This window comes from Ruoffia sp. FAM 24228 (assembly GCF_045528575.1).
In the GTDB taxonomy this organism is placed as follows: Bacteria; Bacillota; Bacilli; order Lactobacillales; family Aerococcaceae; genus Ruoffia; species Ruoffia halotolerans.
Genome location: NZ_JBGQQZ010000048.1, coordinates 1 through 19,273, shown reverse-complemented (window position 1 = coordinate 19,273; position 19,273 = coordinate 1). Strand labels below are relative to the sequence as shown.

Annotated in this window: 22 protein-coding genes and 2 other annotated features; of the genes, 6 read left to right on the top strand and 16 right to left on the bottom strand. The window is 38.7% G+C overall.

Features of this window, described 5'->3' with window-relative positions; translation table 11 throughout:
- The first annotated feature begins 145 nt into the window (after nucleotides 1–145).
- Nucleotides 146–357 (top strand) — a binding site (T-box leader).
- A 55-nt stretch (nucleotides 358–412) separates the two neighbouring features.
- From argF to ACEN33_RS08840, 5 genes are all read left to right on the top strand, one after another.
- Nucleotides 413–1,417 (top strand): ornithine carbamoyltransferase, encoded by a 1,005-nt coding sequence (gene argF, locus ACEN33_RS08860; RefSeq protein ID WP_138404166.1) that lies wholly within the window; start codon nucleotides 413–415, stop codon nucleotides 1,415–1,417.
- A gap of 2 nt (nucleotides 1,418–1,419) precedes the next feature.
- Nucleotides 1,420–1,635, top strand: a binding site (T-box leader).
- A gap of 48 nt (nucleotides 1,636–1,683) precedes the next feature.
- The gene (gene argC / locus ACEN33_RS08855) at nucleotides 1,684–2,721 is read left to right on the top strand and encodes an N-acetyl-gamma-glutamyl-phosphate reductase (RefSeq protein WP_407089516.1); all 1,038 of its coding nucleotides are present in this window, start codon (nucleotides 1,684–1,686) and stop codon (nucleotides 2,719–2,721) included.
- A 22-nt stretch (nucleotides 2,722–2,743) separates the two neighbouring features.
- Nucleotides 2,744–3,958, top strand: a complete 1,215-nt coding sequence (gene argJ / locus ACEN33_RS08850) for a bifunctional glutamate N-acetyltransferase/amino-acid acetyltransferase ArgJ (protein ID WP_407094898.1) — start codon at nucleotides 2,744–2,746, stop codon at nucleotides 3,956–3,958.
- Between the two features lie 10 nt (nucleotides 3,959–3,968).
- On the top strand, nucleotides 3,969–4,868 hold the full coding sequence (argB, locus tag ACEN33_RS08845) for an acetylglutamate kinase (RefSeq protein WP_407089514.1): 900 nt from the start codon (nucleotides 3,969–3,971) through the stop codon (nucleotides 4,866–4,868).
- A gap of 4 nt (nucleotides 4,869–4,872) precedes the next feature.
- Nucleotides 4,873–6,063 (top strand): aspartate aminotransferase family protein, encoded by a 1,191-nt coding sequence (locus tag ACEN33_RS08840; protein ID WP_407089513.1) that lies wholly within the window; start codon nucleotides 4,873–4,875, stop codon nucleotides 6,061–6,063.
- 163 nt (nucleotides 6,064–6,226) lie between these two features.
- On the opposite strand, the gene ACEN33_RS08835 is transcribed toward ACEN33_RS08840, so the two are convergent.
- From ACEN33_RS08835 to ACEN33_RS08760, 16 genes are all read right to left on the bottom strand, one after another.
- A complete protein-coding gene (locus ACEN33_RS08835; RefSeq protein WP_407089512.1) occupies nucleotides 6,227–7,033 on the bottom strand; it encodes a PHP domain-containing protein in 807 nt (268 codons plus the stop codon).
- An 11-nt stretch (nucleotides 7,034–7,044) separates the two neighbouring features.
- Nucleotides 7,045–7,671: a bifunctional phosphoribosyl-AMP cyclohydrolase/phosphoribosyl-ATP diphosphatase HisIE gene (gene hisIE / locus ACEN33_RS08830; RefSeq protein ID WP_138404160.1), complete on the bottom strand. Its 627-nt coding sequence runs from the start codon at nucleotides 7,669–7,671 to the stop codon at nucleotides 7,045–7,047.
- The gene (hisF, locus tag ACEN33_RS08825; RefSeq protein ID WP_407089511.1) at nucleotides 7,664–8,422 is read right to left on the bottom strand and encodes an imidazole glycerol phosphate synthase subunit HisF; all 759 of its coding nucleotides are present in this window, start codon (nucleotides 8,420–8,422) and stop codon (nucleotides 7,664–7,666) included. The genes hisIE and hisF overlap by 8 nt, the downstream gene beginning before the upstream one ends.
- A 1-nt stretch (nucleotide 8,423) precedes the next feature.
- On the bottom strand, nucleotides 8,424–9,125 hold the full coding sequence (locus ACEN33_RS08820; RefSeq protein ID WP_407089510.1) for a HisA/HisF-related TIM barrel protein: 702 nt from the start codon (nucleotides 9,123–9,125) through the stop codon (nucleotides 8,424–8,426).
- A gap of 14 nt (nucleotides 9,126–9,139) precedes the next feature.
- Nucleotides 9,140–9,724, bottom strand: coding sequence for an imidazoleglycerol-phosphate dehydratase HisB (hisB, locus tag ACEN33_RS08815; RefSeq protein WP_407089509.1), 585 nt, complete (start codon nucleotides 9,722–9,724; stop codon nucleotides 9,140–9,142).
- The gene (locus ACEN33_RS08810; RefSeq protein WP_407089508.1) at nucleotides 9,717–10,706 is read right to left on the bottom strand and encodes a pyridoxal phosphate-dependent aminotransferase; all 990 of its coding nucleotides are present in this window, start codon (nucleotides 10,704–10,706) and stop codon (nucleotides 9,717–9,719) included. Before ACEN33_RS08810 ends, hisB begins: the two co-directional genes overlap by 8 nt.
- Entirely contained in the window at nucleotides 10,703–11,944 is a 1,242-nt protein-coding gene (gene hisD / locus ACEN33_RS08805; protein WP_407089507.1) for a histidinol dehydrogenase, read from the bottom strand. The genes ACEN33_RS08810 and hisD overlap by 4 nt, the downstream gene beginning before the upstream one ends.
- Nucleotides 11,945–12,553, bottom strand: coding sequence for an ATP phosphoribosyltransferase (gene hisG / locus ACEN33_RS08800; RefSeq protein WP_407089506.1), 609 nt, complete (start codon nucleotides 12,551–12,553; stop codon nucleotides 11,945–11,947).
- Nucleotides 12,550–13,353 carry an ATP phosphoribosyltransferase regulatory subunit gene (locus tag ACEN33_RS08795; RefSeq protein ID WP_407089505.1) on the bottom strand — a complete coding sequence of 268 codons (804 nt, stop codon included), beginning with the start codon at nucleotides 13,351–13,353 and terminating at the stop codon, nucleotides 12,550–12,552. The genes hisG and ACEN33_RS08795 overlap by 4 nt, the downstream gene beginning before the upstream one ends.
- Nucleotides 13,354–14,070: 717 nt before the next feature.
- Nucleotides 14,071–14,403, bottom strand: coding sequence for a putative quinol monooxygenase (locus ACEN33_RS08790; protein WP_407089504.1), 333 nt, complete (start codon nucleotides 14,401–14,403; stop codon nucleotides 14,071–14,073).
- Between the two features lie 6 nt (nucleotides 14,404–14,409).
- Nucleotides 14,410–14,586: a hypothetical protein gene (locus tag ACEN33_RS08785; RefSeq protein WP_407094897.1), complete on the bottom strand. Its 177-nt coding sequence runs from the start codon at nucleotides 14,584–14,586 to the stop codon at nucleotides 14,410–14,412.
- Between the two features lie 9 nt (nucleotides 14,587–14,595).
- Entirely contained in the window at nucleotides 14,596–15,282 is a 687-nt protein-coding gene (locus tag ACEN33_RS08780) for an NAD-dependent epimerase/dehydratase family protein (RefSeq protein WP_407094896.1), read from the bottom strand.
- 16 nt (nucleotides 15,283–15,298) lie between these two features.
- Complete coding sequence (locus ACEN33_RS08775) at nucleotides 15,299–15,841, bottom strand: DUF1697 domain-containing protein (protein WP_407094895.1); 543 nt, start codon at nucleotides 15,839–15,841, stop codon at nucleotides 15,299–15,301.
- Between the two features lie 15 nt (nucleotides 15,842–15,856).
- Nucleotides 15,857–17,218, bottom strand: a complete 1,362-nt coding sequence (locus tag ACEN33_RS08770) for an aldehyde dehydrogenase (RefSeq protein WP_407089501.1) — start codon at nucleotides 17,216–17,218, stop codon at nucleotides 15,857–15,859.
- Nucleotides 17,215–17,496, bottom strand: a complete 282-nt coding sequence (locus ACEN33_RS08765; protein WP_407089554.1) for a putative immunity protein — start codon at nucleotides 17,494–17,496, stop codon at nucleotides 17,215–17,217. The genes ACEN33_RS08770 and ACEN33_RS08765 overlap by 4 nt, the downstream gene beginning before the upstream one ends.
- Before the next feature lie 608 nt (nucleotides 17,497–18,104).
- Entirely contained in the window at nucleotides 18,105–18,413 is a 309-nt protein-coding gene (locus ACEN33_RS08760) for a putative quinol monooxygenase (protein WP_407089500.1), read from the bottom strand.
- Between the two features lie 138 nt (nucleotides 18,414–18,551).
- On the opposite strand from ACEN33_RS08760, the gene ACEN33_RS08755 reads away from it, so the two are divergent.
- Entirely contained in the window at nucleotides 18,552–19,181 is a 630-nt protein-coding gene (locus ACEN33_RS08755) for a hypothetical protein (protein WP_407094893.1), read from the top strand.
- Nucleotides 19,182–19,273 lie beyond the last annotated feature (92 nt).

Here is a 19,273-nt window from a genome sequence, read left to right as displayed (position 1 = left end):
AGACACCTTTACAATATCAGAATGGGGTTCTTTTTTCATCACTTAACAGGTGAAAATGAAAAAGTAAATTTAAGCTGCCGTTAGGCAGTTGGCACATGTTTCAACGAAAAGTATGAATTGTTCAGGTTTAATATAATTGAAAATATAAAAGTCAATGAAACAAAGAGTAGCACACTTATTTATGAACAGAGAGTAGACGCTAGCTGAAAGATCTACCTTAATGAGTTTGTGAACCGCATTGTTTGGACTCTTGAATGAAATGAGTAGTTCAAGACGCTAGTCGCGTTAACACTTTGAGTGATGTCTGGAAGTTTATGACGTCATTAGAGTGGTACCGTGGATTCGTCCGCCTCTAATAATTAGAGGCGGGCTTTTTTTGTCGCTTAATTCACCCTTAGAAAGGATCGATACTATGTTTCAAGGAAGAAGTTTTACTAAAGAAATAGATTTTACACAAAACGAACTCAATTACTTAATTGACTTTGCCATTCATCTTAAACAATTAAAAAAGCAACGTATCCCCCACGAATACCTTAAAGGTCAGTCCATTTGTTTAATCTTTGAGAAAACATCAACAAGAACACGTGCAGCCTTCTCAGTTGCTGCCAGCGATCTTGGCGCAACGGCGGATTACTTTGGTGCGAGTGATATGCAGATGGGTAAAAAGGAATCCATTGAAGATACTGCCAAAATATTAGGTAGTATGTACGACGGTATACAGTTTAGAGGCTATAAGCAATCGGATGTGGAAGCATTGGCTACTCACGCTGGCGTTCCCGTGTGGAATGGGTTAACAGATGAATGGCATCCTACCCAAATGATTGCCGACTTTATGACATTGAAAGAAAACTTCAATCGTCTGTCTGGACTTAACTTAGTCTATTGTGGTGATGGGCGTAATAATGTTGCCAACAGCTTGATGATTACAAGTGCCATCTTAGGTGTCAATTATACAGTAGCTAGTCCTAAGGAATTATTCCCTGATTCAGACCTAGTTGAATTGGCTCAGTCCTACGCTAAGAAATCAGGTGCAACCATCACTCTGACAGAAGACATCAAGCAAGCAGTCACAAACGCAGATGCTATCTACACCGACGTCTGGGTCTCAATGGGAGAAGAAGCATTATTCGATCAGCGCATTAAGCAGTTAATGCCTTATCAAGTGACTCAAGAATTATTTGATTTAGCCAATGAAGATGCTATCTTCCTACATTGTCTACCTGCTTACCATGATACTTTGACTAATATAGGTCAAGAGATTGCAAGCAAATATAATATTACAGAGATGGAAGTGACTGATGAGGTCTTCCGCTCAGACTATGCTAAACAATTCGACCAAGGTGAGAATCGCCTTCACTCAATTAAAGCCATTATGGCAGCAACCAATGGTAACCTATTCATCAAACAATTAGATTAAATACATAACCCTATCAAAAGAAAGTAAACTTATCAGAATTTCAGCGAATCGGCGGTGGTGAAAGGCCGATACATATACTAAGTTGAATCGCACTTTTGAGGTAAGATATTAGAATTACTAAGTATCTTCGTTGGAATAACGTTAACATTCACTAAAGAAAGATTATGTCAAATAATCTTTGAATTAGAGTGGCACCACGAAGCACATTCGTCTCTATCAATGAGATGAGTGTGCTTTTTATATACATATTTTTAGGAGGAAAACATATGATTAATGTTAGTATTATTGGCGCGACAGGCTATACAGGTTCTGAATTGATGCGCTTATTGGTCAATCACCCTGAGGTAACCCTCAAACATCTAACTGCACGGAAATTAGCTGGACAGAAGATATCACATACTTTCCCTTTCCTCACATCTTTCTTAAAAGATAAGTGCTTTGTCACCTTAGATATAGAGCAAATTAAACAAGATAGCGATATCGTCTTTATTTGTCTACCTCACGGTCACGCAATGACCTTAGCTAAAGAATTAGGCGAGGATATTAAAATCATTGACCTTGGCGCTGATTTTCGGATAGAGGATTCAGATACTTATGAAGCTTTTTATAAATTTCCGCAAACAGCACCAGACTTATTAGCGAAAGCAGTGTATGGCCTAACGGAATACCATCGTGAGGCCATTAAAGAAGCTCAGCTGATTGCAAATCCAGGTTGCTTTGTTACCAATGCACTCTTAGCTCTTTCTCCTCTAGTTGAGTCTAATCTGATTGACTCTGAATCAATTATTATTGATAGCAAATCAGGAATCAGCGGTGCCGGTCGAAGTGCCAATGTAGATAATTTACTTAGTGAAGCAGGAAATAACTTCAAAGCATACAACCCACTCCAGCACCGTCATATCCCTGAAATCGAACAGGAGTTGTCACGCTTTGGCCAAACAGTGCAAATTCAATTCACTCCGCATCTATTACCTACAGAACGCGGCATATATTCAACTATCTATGTTCAACCAAGGAGTAATATAAGTGAAGAAGCATTACGCCAATTATATAAAGATAAATACGCCGAGGAAGCTTTTGTCCATCTATTGGATCCAGAGCAACTTCCTACAACCAAAGCGGTCCGTGGTTCCAACCATTGTCATATCCAAGTTAAGGTAGACCAACGAACAGGTCGCATCATTATCTTTTCAGTCATTGATAACCTAGTCAAAGGTGCTTCCGGCCAAGCTATTCAGAATATGAATGTGATGTTGGGATTGGATGAATCATTAGGCTTAAGTCAATCTGGCGTGATGCCATAATTTCTATACAAAGGAGAAGCATATGAAACAATTAGACAAAGGCATTCATGCTGTAGCCAATATACAATCGCAAGCCTTACATGCTGGCTTTAAAAGTGATGTCGCCCACAATGACCTGGCTTTAATTTATTTCCCCACTGGGGCTACTGTATCAGGTGTCTTTACCCAAAACTTAGTCAAAGCTTGGCCAGTTATTCACGGTCAAGCGAGTCTGAAGCATCATTCTAACTTCAAAGCGATTCTGATTAATAGTGGCAATGCCAATGCTTGTAATGGTCCAGATGGTGAGAAAACGATGCATCAAGCCATTCAAGAATTAGCAGATTTATGCGCGATTAAACCGTCAGAGATACTGATGAGTTCTACGGGGGTCATCGGTGCACCTCTTGATTTCTTTCCTTTTAAAAAGGCACTACCAACATTAGTGAATTCCTTGCAGTCAGAGTCTAGTCAAGCGGTCAGTGAATCGATTATGACTACCGATACTGTCGCAAAAGAAACTGCTTATTCATTGGAGATTGATGGACAGACTGTTCACATCGGCGCAATGGCTAAAGGCTCAGGCATGATTCATCCTAATTTGGGCACTATGTTAGCTTATATTGTTACCGATATCGCCTGTGATCAAGTGACACTCAACCAACTATTAAAGAATACGGTAGACGTATCTTTCAATAGCATGACTGTTGATGGCGATACTAGTACCAATGATACAGTCTTACTTTGTGCAACAGGGGAAAACTCAATTGACTTAACAGACCACAATCTTGCAACAATCCAATCCCTTATAACAAAAGTCAGCCAAGACTTAGCTCAAATGATTGCCAGAGACGGAGAAGGTGCTTCGAAATTCATTACAATAACTGTAGGTGGGGCTCAATCAACAGAAGATGCCAAAGCAGTCGCTAAGTCCCTGGCCACTTCCAACCTCCTGAAGGCAGCACTTTTTGGGCAAGACCCTAACTGGGGTCGCGCCCTATCAGCCATTGGTAATAGTGGCGTTGAAACTCTTGATCCATGGCTGATCGATATCATATTTAAATCTGACATCGGTTCTATTCAACCGTGCCGTAACGGCGCTTATCATCCCTTTGATCCTCAATTTGCCCAAAAGATTCTCACTGCCACTGATATTGAAATGATTGTCGAACTCAACCAAGGCACAAGTCAAGCTACTGTTTGGACTTGTGATTTAACGCATGATTATATTGAAATTAATGCTGACTACCACACTTAGGAGTGATTGAATGAATTATACAGAAAAGATAAACGTTCTCATTGAGGCTCTACCCTACGTCAATCGCTTTAGAAAACATATCATCGTCATCAAGTACGGTGGTAATGCCATGATTAATGCCGACTTAAGACACTCGGTCATGCAAGATATTCTTATGATGAAGTCGGTTGGTATGATCCCCATTGTCGTTCACGGTGGTGGTCCCTTCATCTCACAGATGTTAGATAATTTATCCATTGAAAGTCACTTTGTGGATGGACTCCGCTCTACCAGTGAGGAAGCCATGAAGGTGGCAGAGATGGTCTTATCAGGCTCAGTTAATAATGATATTGTACGAACTTTCAACCATTTAGGAGGAAATGCGATTGGCTTATCGGGTTTAGATGACCACCTTATTACTGTCACTAAAAAGAAAGTGATTGATCCAAATTCTGAGACTCAAGTTGATTTGGGCTACGTAGGTAATGTCGAATCAGTCAACACCTCATTATTAACCAACCTTATCCAGGCAGATTATGTCCCAATTATCTCATCAGTGGGAATTGGTAGTGACGGTCATAGTTATAATATCAATGCAGATGAGGTTGCAAGCGCTGTGGCCATTGCCTTAGGTGCCAGCAAGTTAATATTTTTAACTAACACCCCGGGACTCTTAGCTGATAGCCAAGACCCTGACAGTCTTATTTCTAAACTAAGTATTGACGAAGCCAATCAACTCATTGAGAACAAAGTTATTACTGAAGGCATGATACCTAAGATAAATTGTTGCATAGAGGCTATAACTAACGGAGTTGATAAAGCTCATATCATTGATGGTCGTATGAGTCATTCCCTTCTGCTAGAATTATTCTTCGACATGGGAATTGGAACGATGTTAGCTCACAGTAATAACGATAATAAGGAGGTTTAATATCATGGAAAAACACAACTGGCCACAACGTGGCGAAGCCGTACTTATGAATACATTCAAACGCGATGGAAAGGTAATGGTCTCTGGTCAAGGTAGTTTTCTGACTGATGCAGAGGGCCGAACTTACCTTGACTTTATCTCAGGTATCGCCGTCAACTCACTCGGCCACTCCAATGAGAAATTAGTAGAAACACTGGTCAATCAAGGTCAACAACTCATTCATAGTTCCAACTTATTTTGGAATACTCCTTCTATTCAACTGGCTGAGAAACTAACAAAACTCTCTGGCTTAGGTAAAGTATTCTTTGCCAATTCAGGAGCTGAAGCCAATGAAGGTGCCATCAAGCTTGCTCGGAAGTGGGGGCGAGAAGTTAAAGGCCCTAATGCAACAACCATTGTTACAATGAAGCAATCCTTTCACGGTCGAACTATGGCAACATTGGCAGCCACGGGTCAAGAGGCTATGCATAAAGATTATGCACCGAACTTACCTGGCTTTGACTATGTGACTTTCAATGATATTGACCAATTGAAGGCAACAATTACACCCCAGACTTGTGCCGTACTTATCGAAGTTATTCAAGGTGAAGGTGGTGTCAATACGCTCTCTGAGGACTTCGTCCAAGCCATTAATGAGATCCAACAAGAAAAGCAAGTTCTAGTTATCATTGACGAAGTCCAAACAGGAATTGGACGAACAGGAAGCTACTTTGCCTATGAACAATTCGATTTAGACCCTGACATCATAACTCTTGCTAAAGGTCTGGGTGGAGGTTTTCCTATTGGCGCCTTCCTCGCCAAAGATGACTTAGCTACGCACTTCCAAGTGGGTGATCATGGCACGACATTCGGAGGCAATCCACTAGCAACTTCCTGTGCTAATACTGTCTTAGACACCATAAATGAAGACAACTTACTAAATAATATCAACCAACGCCACAAACAATTGGTTGAAGGGCTACAAGTATTACAAGCTAAGCATCCCACGATTAGTTCCATTAAAGGTCGCGGTCTATTAATTGGTATTCAATTTGACCAGGCTGTAGATGACATCATTAATGATTGTTTCGACCAAGGCTTATTAGTGATTAGCGCCAAGGGAAATGTTATTCGTTTCCTGCCGCCGTTGAATGTCTCAGAAGAAGAAATCAGCCAGGCGCTAGATATTTTTGGGGCGGTTCTCTCAACGCAATAACTTCAGGCTATAAGCTGTATTTTTCACTTGTTTTGGGATATTTACATCTTTTGTTTCAATCATTCAATTCATTCTTTTCAAAGTAAAAAACACTCAACAGTTTGGTAAATGACCAAATAATTGTTGAGTGTTTCTAATTTAAGTCCGTAAAAAGCTTGTCTCATTAAACAAATGATAATTCAGATAGCTTTACTATCTTAGCTTGCTCTTTCTCATAGAGAGCTATTTCATCCACACCATACTGCTGCAATAACTTTTTCAAATCATTAAAGGCCAGCATATAATCACTCGCAAGATGCGCGTCTGAACCTAGGGTGAATAACTTCCCACCTAAGGATAAGTAAAGGGGGATTGCCCATTTGTATAAGTCTAAGTTTTTATACTTTACGATGCTTTTACTATTTAATTCAAAAGCAATCTCATGCTTAATAATTTGCTGGAAAATCTCAGTGATTTTCTCAGTGTATCGTTCTTGAATGGTCTCTAAACTGGCATCATGCACTCTAAAGCCATAATCAAAGTGAGTCATAATTTGAACATCGGTCATATGAGTTACAGCTTCTAATAATTGATCGACATATTGATCCATCATTTGCTCGCTGGACTCTACCTTTGCATTTGTTTCCTTTGTGTCCATATAATCATAGATGCGATTATGGTGACAACTTAAGAGTTTAATATCAAAATCATAGCTAGATAATATCTCATTGAGGCGATCCTCTTGACCAGGAACATAACCTACTTCCACACCTAATAATAAGTCTACATCGTTCTTTTCTTTCATTTCCTGTTGCCAAATAACGGCTTGCTCAAAGTCGGGAATATCATCGTGCCCACCATTCACTGGATTGTCTAAGTCTAGATGTTCCGTGAAGGTTAATTTTTCTAGCCCTAAAGCTAAGTAATTATCTATGCTTTCTTCGCTGTCAAAAGATAAGTGTGTATGACAATGTTGATCATAAAAATTCATGTTCTCCCTCCTTACCACTCATTAATTTCTGAACGAATGGAGTAGTGTTGCTTTTGTCCATGACGCTCACCCAACTTTGCCTCTACCTCAGCAAGGCTAACACCTTGCTGCTGAAGCAATACTAATAAGTGGTAGGCAAGGTCACTGGCTTCATTAATTAATTCTTCTTTATCATTATTTTTAGCCGCAATAATTACTTCAGTCATTTCTTCACCGCATTTTTTGATGATTTTATCCTGGCCCTCATCAATTAGATATTTAGTGTAAGAACCTTCTTGCGGGTGTTTAATCTTTTCTGAAACTGTCTGCTCTAAGACAGAAAGGTTAAAATGACCTTCACCGAAGCAACTTGTCTGACCTGTATGGCAAGTTGGCCCTAGAGGATCAACTTGAAGCAAGATTGTATCTTGATCGCAATCTAATGCAATGTCTACAACCTTCTGCACATTACCACTCTCTTCACCCTTTTTCCAGAGGCGCTCTTTGGAACGAGAATAGAACCATGCCACACCTTCTTCACGAGTCTTATCAAAGGATTCTCGGTTCATATAACCAAGCATTAAGACTTGCCCAGTCTGGTGATGTTGTAATATTGCAGGGACTAGGCCACCTGCCTTTTCAAAATCAATTTTAGTCAATGTCTACCTCAATCCCTTCTACACTAATCGCTTCTTTCAGTTCTTTAATTGTCACTTCACCTTGGTGGAAGATAGAAGCGGCTAACCCTGCGTCTACCGCTGATTCTTTGAATAAATCAATAAAATGTTGGCTATTCCCAGCACCTCCACTTGCAATAATTGGAATATCTACCAATTCTGCTGCTTGCTTTAGAAATGGTATATCAAAGCCTCCTCTGACACCATCATGGTCAATACTTGTAATCAATAACCCGCCAGCACCACGGTATTGGCATTCTTGGATCCACTCAAAGGCGGGGACTGGTTCTTGGTGTTGACCTGCTTGTGTATAAACAAAGTAATCCTCCTGCTCATCATCATAAGCCACATCTACTGCAATTGTAATTGCTTCTGATCCAAAAGCTTCAGAAGCTTGATTAATCAAATCAGGATTCTTTACAGCAGCTGAATTGATTCCTACGCCACTCGCGCCAGCTTTTAAGACCGCCTCGATGTCATTAAGACTGGCTATCCCACCACCTACGGTTAAAGGAATAGAAATCTTCGCTACGATAGCTTCAATCATCTGAGTCCGTAATTCGTGGCCATCCAAGGTCTTAGTAATATCTAAGACCACTAAACCATCGGCTCCTTCTTGATCGTATTGTTCAGCAAATTCAACCGGGTCACCTAATTCTTTGACATTCACAAAGTTGACACCCTTAACTAACTTGCCGTCTCTTGTATCTAAGCATGGAATTATTTTCTTCATATTAACTCAATCCTTTCCAGAATGAATCATTCTGAGCAGCTTTTCCGACAATTGCTTCTGTTATCCCTGCCGCTTCCAATTGCTTTAAATCAGCTTGACTGCGGACGCCCCCGCTTGCAACAACCAAGTGGCGGGTTGAGTCATTTAGCTGAGCCGTACGATTCACATTAGGGCCTTGCTCCATTCCATCCTTGTTAATATCCGTATAGATAATTCCAGCTAGATTCAACGACTCAATTTCTTTAACATATTCTTCAATCTGGCGCTGACTATTTTCTTTCCATCCATTCACATAGATATCCTCACCCCGCGCATCAATCCCAACAAAAATCCGTCCAGGATACTTTTCGGCTACGTCAATTAGCCAGGGAACATCTAAGATGGCTCGCGAGCCTAATATAAAGTAATCGATACCTAGGTCGTCATAGAGTTCAATCGTTTCAAGTGATCTTAAGCCGCCCCCTAATTCAAGCGGAATATTAGTTAATTTCTTTATTTGTCCAATCAATGGCGCTTCCACTGACTCTTGTTCTGCTGCTCCTATCAAATCCACGACATGAATCCGGGATACTTGTGGGAATTGGCTATAATACATGACAGCTTCTTGTGGCGTTTTTGGCATGATAATCTTCTCATCATAATCTCCTTGTGACAGTCGTACACTTTGTCCATCAATTAAGTCAATAGCAGGAATAATTTTCATTGTTTTCTTCTCCTTTATGCAATAAGTCCTTTAGATGATGGTACGCCACCCTCAGTCTCTGTTAAAGCAATACTTAAGGCTCTGGCAAAGCCCTTGAATATCGCTTCAATCTCATGGTGAGTATTGCCACCCTTCAATAAATCTATATGTAATGTCATTCGTGCATTCATAGCTATCGCATTGAAAAATTCTTCCACTAATTCTGTATCAAAAGAACCTACCTTCCCTTTTGAAAAGTCAGCATTAAAATTCAAGTGCGGACGACCTGATAAGTCTAAGACAATACGTGCCAAGGATTCGTCCATAGGCAAGTAGAATGAGCCATAGCGCTGATAACTATTAAGGGATTGGTAGAAGTCTCGAATCGCTTCCCCGAGTAAAATCCCAATATCTTCAACCGTGTGATGGTCATCCACGTCCGTATCTCCTTGAGCCCCTACCCCAATATAGAGTCCAGAATGAAACTTGAATAAAGTTAACATATGGTTAAAGAATCCTACTCCTGTCTCAATACCCATGTCTACATCGTTGCTTCCAAGAGTTTGGGCAAGTTCTAACTTAATCTGAGTTTCCAATGTTTGTCGGTCTTTTTTAATCAATTTGTTTCCTCCAAGTCTTTAATAAGTCTTCAAATTCGTCGTATTTATCTATATCTAAGATTGAATAACGAACAACATCTTTTAAGTGATCTGCATCATATGTTCTACCTACAAAGCCATTTTCACTCAAATATTCTCCAAGATCACGTGCATATTTTCCATAAGTCATAATAAAATTACTTTGAGTAGGCTTTACCTTGATGACATCGTCCACTAAGGTAAGCGCCTGAATGAGCTTCAATTGACATTCTTTTTGATAAGCTACCCATGCATCCAATTGTTCCTTATTAGAGAACATGGCATTGGCCACATTCAAAGCTAAGTTACTAACAGGATAAGGATGATTAATATCAATTAACTTCGCGAAGGTTTCTCCCTTAGCAATAGCAATACCAATTCTCAGTCCTGCCATAGCATATATCTTACTGAGTGTGCGAATGATAATAACATTATCATTTGATGGTCTATGATAATCGTCACCAAACTCCACATAAGCCTCATCAATAACGAAATATCCTCCTATACTTTCCATCTCATCTGCGATAGCTTGCAGAAATTCATAACTAAATTGCTTACCCGTTGGGTTTTGTGGATTCGACACTAAAAGTAATGACGGTCGAAGTTTTTGAATCTCTTCTAAGACCTTTTCTAAGTCAAAGTCAAAGTTCTCGTCACTCTCCACTTTCCAAAAGGGGCGATTAATTTGTCGAGCGTAATCTTCATACATAAAGAAGTCGGGACTAATAGTCAAGACACCCTCTTGCCCGAATTGAATCATCAGCTTCTGCAACCACTCATCCGCTCCATTAGCTAATTCAATCTGATTAAGATCCAATTGATTATAGCTAGCATATAATTCTTTAAAGCGAGTGGACTCTTTTTCAGGGTATTCATGAAAGGCAGTTTGAGTAACTACTTCTATTAATTGCTCATCATTGAGAGGCCTTTTAGGACTAATATTACGGTTCATAAATACTGTCATAAACTTTCCCTCCTAATCGATACAGATCTTTGGTGCGCAAATAATCCTTCGCTCTGTGCAATCTTCTCAGCCGCAGGAGCTATCTGATTATAAGTAGCTTCATTAATACTAATAATGGCGTGACTTGTTCTGAAATCATTGGCATTAAGTCCATGACTAAAGCGAGCATTACGATTGGTTGGTAGAACATGGGACGGTCCCGCTACGTAATCTCCAATAGCTTCCATAGAATAGAAGCCTTTGAAGACTGCACCCGCATAATTTATAGCATCAACTATGCTATCTTGATCCTTATGTTGAATTGATACGTGTTCAGCCCCGATATAATCAATCACTTCTAATAACTTATCGCGACTGTCAACAATGGCAAAGTGATTATTGGCCAACGTTGCTTTAATAATATCCTCACGCACTTGGCTTTCTACTAGTTCCTCCATTCGTTCTTCGATTCTATCCACATATTCTTGTGACTCACTCAGTAGAAAAGTGCGAGCATTAGCGTCGTGCTCAGCTTGGGAAAATAAATCATAGACAACAGCATCAACAGGTGTTGATTCATCTACATATAATAAAATCTCGCTTGGACCTGCGATACTATCAATTCCGACATCCCCGAAGACTTGTCTCTTGGCCATTGCTACATAAGCATTCCCTGGCCCACAAATTTTATCGACCTTAGGAATGGATTCAGTTCCATAGGCCAGCGCTGCAATGGCTTGAGCCCCTCCAACCGTGAACACATAATCAGTCACACCACATAGATAAAGTGCCGCAAAAGTGATATTGTTCGGTTGAAAGACAGGTGTCGTAACAATAATATCTTTAACTCCAGCTACTAAAGCTGGCACAATTGTCATCAACACACTTGATGGATAGAGTGCTGTGCCACCAGGAACATAAATACCTACTCGCTCAAGAGGACGATAGACGTAACTTAACTCATCATCTTGGTGGTCTTTATACAGTATCTTTGTCTCATAATCTTCAATGCGTTGCTTAGTTAGCTTCAATGCTTGTTGTAAGTCAGGCTCTAAAGCATCCCAACTTGCTTTCAATAAAGCTGGGTCAACTCTTAAATCGTCTAAGTCTTGTTGATCAAACTCCTTAGTTAAGGAGTACAATGCCTGGTCGCCGTCTACTTTAACTTTGTCAATAATTGCTTGCACAGCAATCATCTGATCGACATTGGAGCTTTTAGTTTTTATTTTATTTTGCTTAATAAATTTATTAGCATCCAACTATATCACCCCAATCTCTTTAATAAATCGATAGATCGCTTCGTCCTTAATATAAAAGGACTGCTTGTTAGCAATCAGTCGCGCTTGAATATTCATGATAGTACTGTATTCCACCAAGTTATTCTCCTTTAAGGTAGTCCCCGTCTGAACAATATCCACCATGGCATCCGCTAAACCTAAGATGGACGCTAATTCCACCGATCCGTGAAGATGAATAAGCTCAACATCTTGCCTTTGTTTGTTAAAGTACTGGCGCGTAATATTAGTGAAAGTAGTTGCTACTACTTTAAACTCATGTTGATTAAGATTAGGCGAACTGGCAATTGCTAAACGACACTGACCAAAAGGCAACTTAGACACATTCAACACATCAAAAAAATTCTCCGTAATAATATCTTGCCCAACAATCCCCAAATCAGCAATCCCCTGCTCTACGTAAGTAGGCACATCAGATCCTTTAGCAAAGATAAACTTTACATCGCCAACAATCTTATATAAGTATCGCCCGTTCTCTTGCAGTGGACTCGCATAGTGGTTTAACCCCTTAGTACTTAAAAACTTTATAAAATCTTTGAAGAGACGACCTTTAGATAAAGCAACTGTAATCATAATAACCCTCCCGTTGATAAGTTAATCCCTATTCCAAAGGCACCTTCCGCATACTGACCACCAGAAAGGATGGGCGTATTACTAGTTAAAAAGGCTTGAAAATAAAACCCATTATAATATAACTGTGATGAACGGAAAGATAAGTCTAAAACAAATCGGGTCTGTGAACTTGGCAACTTGACTTTAAGACGGTGAATAATTTGCATAGGTTCACTCTCGCCAAACTGCTCATCAATACGATCGAACTGCTGACTAACAGGGAGAATCATCAATTGATAGAAAGGATGGTCTTCACCCAACATGTCTCGCATAGCTGATAAGTTCTTATCAATCACATAAGATTTAACTTGATCTGGTAAATCATACAATTCAATATACATATCTAATAAAACGTCATTATTGACTACTAAAATTGTAAAGGGTGACTCACTTATCTTTTCAACAAAGTTAATATGCAACTCAATACTCTCAATAATATCTGTCACAGATGGTTGGAATAGCTCTACGCCCGCTTGATACTGTGTATTAAACTGCCTTAATACAGGACCAAAATAACCAAATTTTTGCTGCGATAATTGAAAGGTATTATTATAATTCAAAATACTTCGCGTCCAATCACTACGCATTGCGAATAATTGATGGTTCCGTTCAAAAACAATACTATCCGGATGATAGTTTTTATTTTCCATCTTGAATGGTTCCACCATATTCAAATCAATCAACTCATACCCCGCTTCATCAATAAGTTGTAAATAGTCATTCGCTAAGCTAATTCGTTTTAAAATCGATGTATTCCCCATTAGAAACCTCACTTTCTATTCACTTCATATAAAAAACCTTTCAACCCTAAAAAAGGATTGAAAGGACGTTTCACAACGCGGTGCCACCTTCGTTTACAGGTATTTCACAACACCTATCTCTGACAGTAATCACTGACTACTGAAGCGATAACGGGGCTACCGGATTTCCATTCATCTGCCGTAGAGCTGTGTCATGATAACTATCATATGTTTACTTCTCACCAACTAGTAAACTCTCTTTAATATGATCCAGTTATCATTTGTCTCTAGATACATTTTAAATTATAAAGCTAAAAAAGACGCCCTAAAATCCATGTTGGATTAAAGGACGTCGCGACGTGATTCCACCTTTTGTTCACTATAATCTCGCAATTATAGCCTCAAGGAGTATAAATACTCCAGCGATAACGGGACTACCGGGTGCTAACCACTCTTCAAGGGTGTGTCTAACTAGTCTATGATGCTTTGCTTCTCAGCTAACCGCAAATTCTCTGTCGTCACTTTCACTAGTCTTTGTCCTTGCATATATCACCTTATTTTAATCTATCTTATCTAATTTTAATAATACAGTCAAGTTTATTTGTCTTATTTCATATTTTTGTGAGTGTCTAATTTATTAAAATGTTCGAGTCCAGAATTATTAACATCTCAATTATTAAATAAAGACGTAAATACAAGAAGTTTCTAAGCTCGCATTTACGCCTTTATTATTTCCTACTATTCTCTAATAAATTTCTGATCCGATTCAGGCACACCGTCTTCATCACTCACATAGCGTTCAACCTTCATGGTGAGATCGTATTTTTCGCGCAAGTCTTTAATTTCTTGCATCATTGAAGAGGCGTGATGTCGGTCAATGGCTGCTTGATCGGTCCAACTATCAATTAATAGAATGGTCGTTTCGTCCTCTAATGGCGCAAAGTATTCATACTTTAAATTCCCTTCAGCGCTTCGGATTCTTTCAACGACGCCTTTTGACATCATCTCTTTCGCAAATTTTAAAGCATTGCCTTCCTTGCCTGTGTAATAAATATTAATTGTAATTGTCATGCAACTTTATCCTTCTTGTGCAATATCTTGTATTAGTGGTTTCAGCCAGTCTTCGAGATTGTTTAATTCAAAGCCTTCAGCTTCAATCTTATCTGAACGCAAATATTGGTCATGAACGGTGCTAAATGGCGATTCATGTGACCGGTCATTCGTATACTCAACCTTTACTTCTTTTCCAGTCATCTCTTCTAATCAAGCTATAAAAGTTTCGACAGTAATTGCGTTGCGTGAACTAATATTATAAATGCCTTCTTTTTGATTCTCAATCGCCCACACAATCGACTCTGCTGCTTTCGTTCCTTTGACATAATTTACTTTAATTTCTGGATCCGTAAAGTATACAACTTCGTCATTCATTACTTTCTCAACATAAAAGTGCAGTCGCTCAGTATAATCATCTAAATCTAGGACAATTGGGAAGCGAAATGCTGTGAGCTTGAACGGTGCTTCAGTAAATAATACTTGTTCAACTTGCCTTTTCCCTTCGCCATAATTTACTTCGATATTTGGGTTAATATGATAAGTTAAAGGATCAAAGTCCGCTTCAGTGTAGCCATCAATATCCCCACTGTAAACCGCCATAGACGAAGTAAAGTAAAGATGATCAATAGAACCCTTGAATTTATCCATAATAATTCGTGCATCATCTGCCGTATAACAAATATTGTCAAAGACTGCGTCCCATTGCTGGTCCGTCACTTCAGTCCATCCTTCGTGGCTCGCATCGCGCGCATCTAAAGTAATGTGCATAGCTTTTCCTTCAAAGGGATTTGGTTTATTTCCACGTGTTGCAATCGTCACGTCATGACCGTTATCTAATAATTGTTGTACTGCCTTCATTCCAAAGAAATTGGTTCCACCTAATACTAATAATTTCATTTTGTACCTGCCTTCTTTAATTTTCCATTAGTTTTTGATAAATCTTTTCGTATGTTTTTCCATTTCGAACAGTCATTTGCTTATAAAATGGAGACTTCACTAAGTATCTTGCATACGCCGTCTTTTTGTAATTGGCTTCGTCGTATTTCCCCCAATAAACTGCTAACTCACCAAAATGAATTTCTTCATTCCCTAAACTCATACTTGCTACTTCTTCTTTAAAAGCGTCTCGGTCTACAGCTTCTGTATAAAATAAAACATCTCGACGAGCAAATTCCTCATTCCACCACGCCGGTAAATTTAAGTAATCTGCTTTGTAAGCTTCAGCGCTAATAATAATTGAAAGTAAATCAAAATCATATGACTCTTTTAAATGAGTTTGAACTTTTTCTCTAATCGAATTGATATCTTCCTCACTATTAAAGAAAAGATTACCGCTATTGATATAGGAAGTCACTTCGGTAAATCCAAGCGCTTCTAGTTTTTCCCTAAGTTCCGCCATCACCACTCGATTCTTACCACCGACATTAATTCCTCTGAGTAAAAGTACATAGCGCATAGTTTGGACTCCTTACTACATAATTTTTTTAATAAATTTTAGAGCCCAATCTTTATAGGGCGGGTAGCGTAATTTAATATCAAACAAGTCAGTCTTCTCGATGACGCTTTTTGGATGTGAGAAGGTTTCGAGACTATATTTGCCGTGATATTGCCCCATCCCACTCGCACCAACTCCACCAAATGGGAGATTGTAATTACTTTGATGAATCAGCGTGTCATTTATCGCTGCGCCACCAAAAGATAGATTTTTTATTATATACTCTTTCAAAGCTTTATCCTGCGTAAATAAATATAAAGCAAGCGGTTTGTCTTTCGAACGAATAAATTCTACTGCTTGACTCACTTCTCTATAAGTTAATATCGGTAATATCGGACCAAAGATCTCTTCTTGCATTAATTCTGTATCGAGTTCCGGTTCCAAGACTAACGTGGGTTCAATAGTTAGCATCTCTTTATTACTGCCTCCGCCATAAATAACACTTTGATTTTTCATTAATTTCTTCACACGCTTGAAGTGTCTTTTATTAATCATCTTAGAATAATCTGAATTCTCTAAAGGTTTCTTCGTGTAATATTCTTCAATGACTTCAATTAGGGCGCTGATCAAGTCATCACGAATCACTTCATCAACGAGAAGGTAATCGGGCGCGATGCAAGTCTGACCAGCATTGGTAAATTTCCCCCAAACAATCCGTTGGGCTGCATGCTTGATATTGGTGTCTTTTGCAACAATAACTGGACTTTTCCCACCTAGTTCTAGAGTTACTGGCGTTAAAGTCTGACTCGCTGTCTCCATAATTGCTTTTCCAACTTGAGTACTACCAGTAAAGAAACAATAATCGACGCCTTCTTTTAGCAATTGCTGAGATACTTTTCCATCACCTTGCTCAACTGCAACATATTCACGTGCGAACACTGATTCAATAATTTGTTGAATTACCCTAGCTGTATATGGTGCCAATTCGGAAGGCTTTAATACGACACAATTCCCTGCCGTAATCGCCCCAACAAGTGGTACGAAACTTAACTGAATAGGAAAATTCCATGGTGCAATAATTAAGACACGCCCATATGGTTCTTGATATATGTGGCTTTTAGAATAAAAATGCGCCAGAGACGTTGGAACGCGTTTGGGTTTAGCCCAATCTTTTACATGTTTAATCATATAATCAATTTCACTATAGACCGAGCCTAACTCTGTCACATAACTTTCAAAGACGGGTTTATTTAAATCCTTTTTCAGCGCATCATAAATCAAAACATCATGCGCCTTAATTGCCTCTTTTAATCGTTTTAATTGTCTAATTCTAAATTTCACATCCAAGGTTATGCCACTTCTTAAAAACATTTCTTGTTCTGCTTTAACTTGCATCATGAAACGCCCCTTTCAGTTAAAAGTATATCATTGACCGCAATTAACCTCCAAACATGTGAATGGATTGTTTGAAAATAAATAAAAACCCTTCTAGAGATCTTGCCTGGAAAAAGATTTATCAAAATAATTTCGTTAATGGCAGCTTGTTCATCATGGTAATAGAGTATATTGACTACTTTAATCGCATAATCTGAAGAGACTATCGCGTCTCCTTGCATATGTCCGGTTGCCACGACTTGAGCAAAGACTCTGACTGAAAACTTGCTGATGTCATTAATGGACTGTTGGCCTAGCTTGTTAGCGAGAAAGCCTGTCTGACACAGTTGATGCGCACTTTACTTGCTTCTGTGATGATACTGTCTTTTAAACTCTCATCTTCGATATCAATGTATTCGAGAACGTTCCGGGCATTTTGGCTGGCCCATGTTGCTAAAGATTTTTGAGGTATTGTATCGAGTAATTCCTCTAACTCAAGTCTTAAGTCAGCTGAGTCTTGAATTTTTATCTTGTATTTTTAGGGAGTTCGACCTGACCGTCTATGTATAGCTACCTCTCCCGGCCATTCCAGGCGTAAGCTTGAGGATCCATAGACATCTTTCTTTTCTGATAACTTTCTTGTTTTCTATAGACGTCTAAGTCCTTGATACCTTGTCTAGAAGGAAATGACAACAATACACCTAAATCTACTTAGATTATGACCGAAATAACCTGAGTCCATGAATGAAATCGGTATGTCTCTAATTGTCCACGTTCATAGGATCATTATATAACCCTAATCTAGTACTCGATTTGAATTCGAACGCATGTTTAATTAAATTATCAATAATAAAACCGGCAAGTCAGTTTTTCCTAACTTGCCAGTAATACAACGGTCTCTCAATTAGAGTTATTTAATTCCTTTACCACCTTTTATAATTAGTGATGGATAATCTGACATGCCTGTAATGATTGGTTTTGCTTTTGTAATTAGCTCTTTAAATACATCTAGTGACAAGGAATTCTGGTGGGCTTCTTCATCTTCCCAGACCTCATAAATATACACTTTATTTGCATCTTCTGGATCAATGCCGACACTGTATATATAACAGTTCTCAACATTTTCCATTTCACTTGCTGCTTCTAACAAGTAAGTTAAAAGTTCTTCACGCTTGCCGTCCGCTGCCGATATACTTCCATTTACACTGTATAATTCCATCTTTATACTCCTTATTCATTGCTTTTATGACCGTTTGACTGACTTTTGACCTTTGCACTTTTATTTTATTACTCATGACCCTCTTATGCAAACATATGCTATAATAAATGCATAAAAAATACTTAAGGAGTTTACTATATGAAAAAGAAGTCCTCATTCATTCTTAGTTTCATCACTTGTCTGTTCCTAATTTCAATTCAAATGCCCGACGCTCAAGCTGCTACGACTGTAGATGGCGCTAACTATGCGCCTTATTATTTCCATGATGTTTATAATCATGTCGCTGATTTTATGGAGTTTGATGATTACGAAGTGACTCGCAATTACCCGGCGGACGAAGCGAAGATTTATCAATTTAATTTTGATAATAACGCAACAAATACCGTCTATGTTTACCAAATTCAAGAGGATGGCATTTATGAATTAGCCTACTTCCCACATGAAAATCCTACGGTTGATTACAGAAATCATTCCGATTCAACTGATTCATATCAATCCCTTATTTTACCGAGAAGTTTAACTACTGGCGAAGTTTTTTATCAAGGTTATAATCAAGATGAACCAGTCTTAGTTGTTGATATTTTAGATTCGTTTACGCATTTAGATACCGCTTATCAAAACGTGGTCGTCTTAGAGAAGAAGATTGATAACTATACTTACATCACTTACTTAGCACCGCACACAGGAATAATACTAGAAAATAAAGTCAGTGATGATGGCCAATTCAATATTACAGGTTCTATAATTAATCGTGTTGGTGAGTTCTAAAAACTCACTGGTACGTTTTTTTGTATATCAATAGAAAAAGGTCAGTAGATTCCCTTATAATTAAGTCGACCAAAACCAATCAAAGGAGAATC

Coding starts and splice junctions, on each gene's coding strand:
- ACEN33_RS08785 (WP_407094897.1), bottom strand. CDS start 14,586: ATGACTGGAAAAGAAGTAAAGGTTGAGTATACGAATGACCGGTCACAT.
- ACEN33_RS08775 (WP_407094895.1), bottom strand. CDS start 15,841: ATGCGCTATGTACTTTTACTCAGAGGAATTAATGTCGGTGGTAAGAAT.
- argC (WP_407089516.1), top strand. CDS start 1,684: ATGATTAATGTTAGTATTATTGGCGCGACAGGCTATACAGGTTCTGAA.
- hisG (WP_407089506.1), bottom strand. CDS start 12,553: ATGATTACAGTTGCTTTATCTAAAGGTCGTCTCTTCAAAGATTTTATA.
- ACEN33_RS08790 (WP_407089504.1), bottom strand. CDS start 14,403: ATGACAATTACAATTAATATTTATTACACAGGCAAGGAAGGCAATGCT.
- argJ (WP_407094898.1), top strand. CDS start 2,744: ATGAAACAATTAGACAAAGGCATTCATGCTGTAGCCAATATACAATCG.
- ACEN33_RS08780 (WP_407094896.1), bottom strand. CDS start 15,282: ATGAAATTATTAGTATTAGGTGGAACCAATTTCTTTGGAATGAAGGCA.
- ACEN33_RS08770 (WP_407089501.1), bottom strand. CDS start 17,218: ATGATGCAAGTTAAAGCAGAACAAGAAATGTTTTTAAGAAGTGGCATA.
- argF (WP_138404166.1), top strand. CDS start 413: ATGTTTCAAGGAAGAAGTTTTACTAAAGAAATAGATTTTACACAAAAC.
- ACEN33_RS08840 (WP_407089513.1), top strand. CDS start 4,873: ATGGAAAAACACAACTGGCCACAACGTGGCGAAGCCGTACTTATGAAT.
- ACEN33_RS08835 (WP_407089512.1), bottom strand. CDS start 7,033: ATGAATTTTTATGATCAACATTGTCATACACACTTATCTTTTGACAGC.
- ACEN33_RS08760 (WP_407089500.1), bottom strand. CDS start 18,413: ATGGAATTATACAGTGTAAATGGAAGTATATCGGCAGCGGACGGCAAG.
- ACEN33_RS08820 (WP_407089510.1), bottom strand. CDS start 9,125: ATGAAAATTATTCCTGCTATTGACTTAATTGATGGACAAAGTGTACGA.
- ACEN33_RS08810 (WP_407089508.1), bottom strand. CDS start 10,706: ATGACAGTATTTATGAACCGTAATATTAGTCCTAAAAGGCCTCTCAAT.
- ACEN33_RS08755 (WP_407094893.1), top strand. CDS start 18,552: ATGAAAAAGAAGTCCTCATTCATTCTTAGTTTCATCACTTGTCTGTTC.
- hisF (WP_407089511.1), bottom strand. CDS start 8,422: ATGAAGAAAATAATTCCATGCTTAGATACAAGAGACGGCAAGTTAGTT.
- ACEN33_RS08795 (WP_407089505.1), bottom strand. CDS start 13,353: ATGGGGAATACATCGATTTTAAAACGAATTAGCTTAGCGAATGACTAT.
- argB (WP_407089514.1), top strand. CDS start 3,969: ATGAATTATACAGAAAAGATAAACGTTCTCATTGAGGCTCTACCCTAC.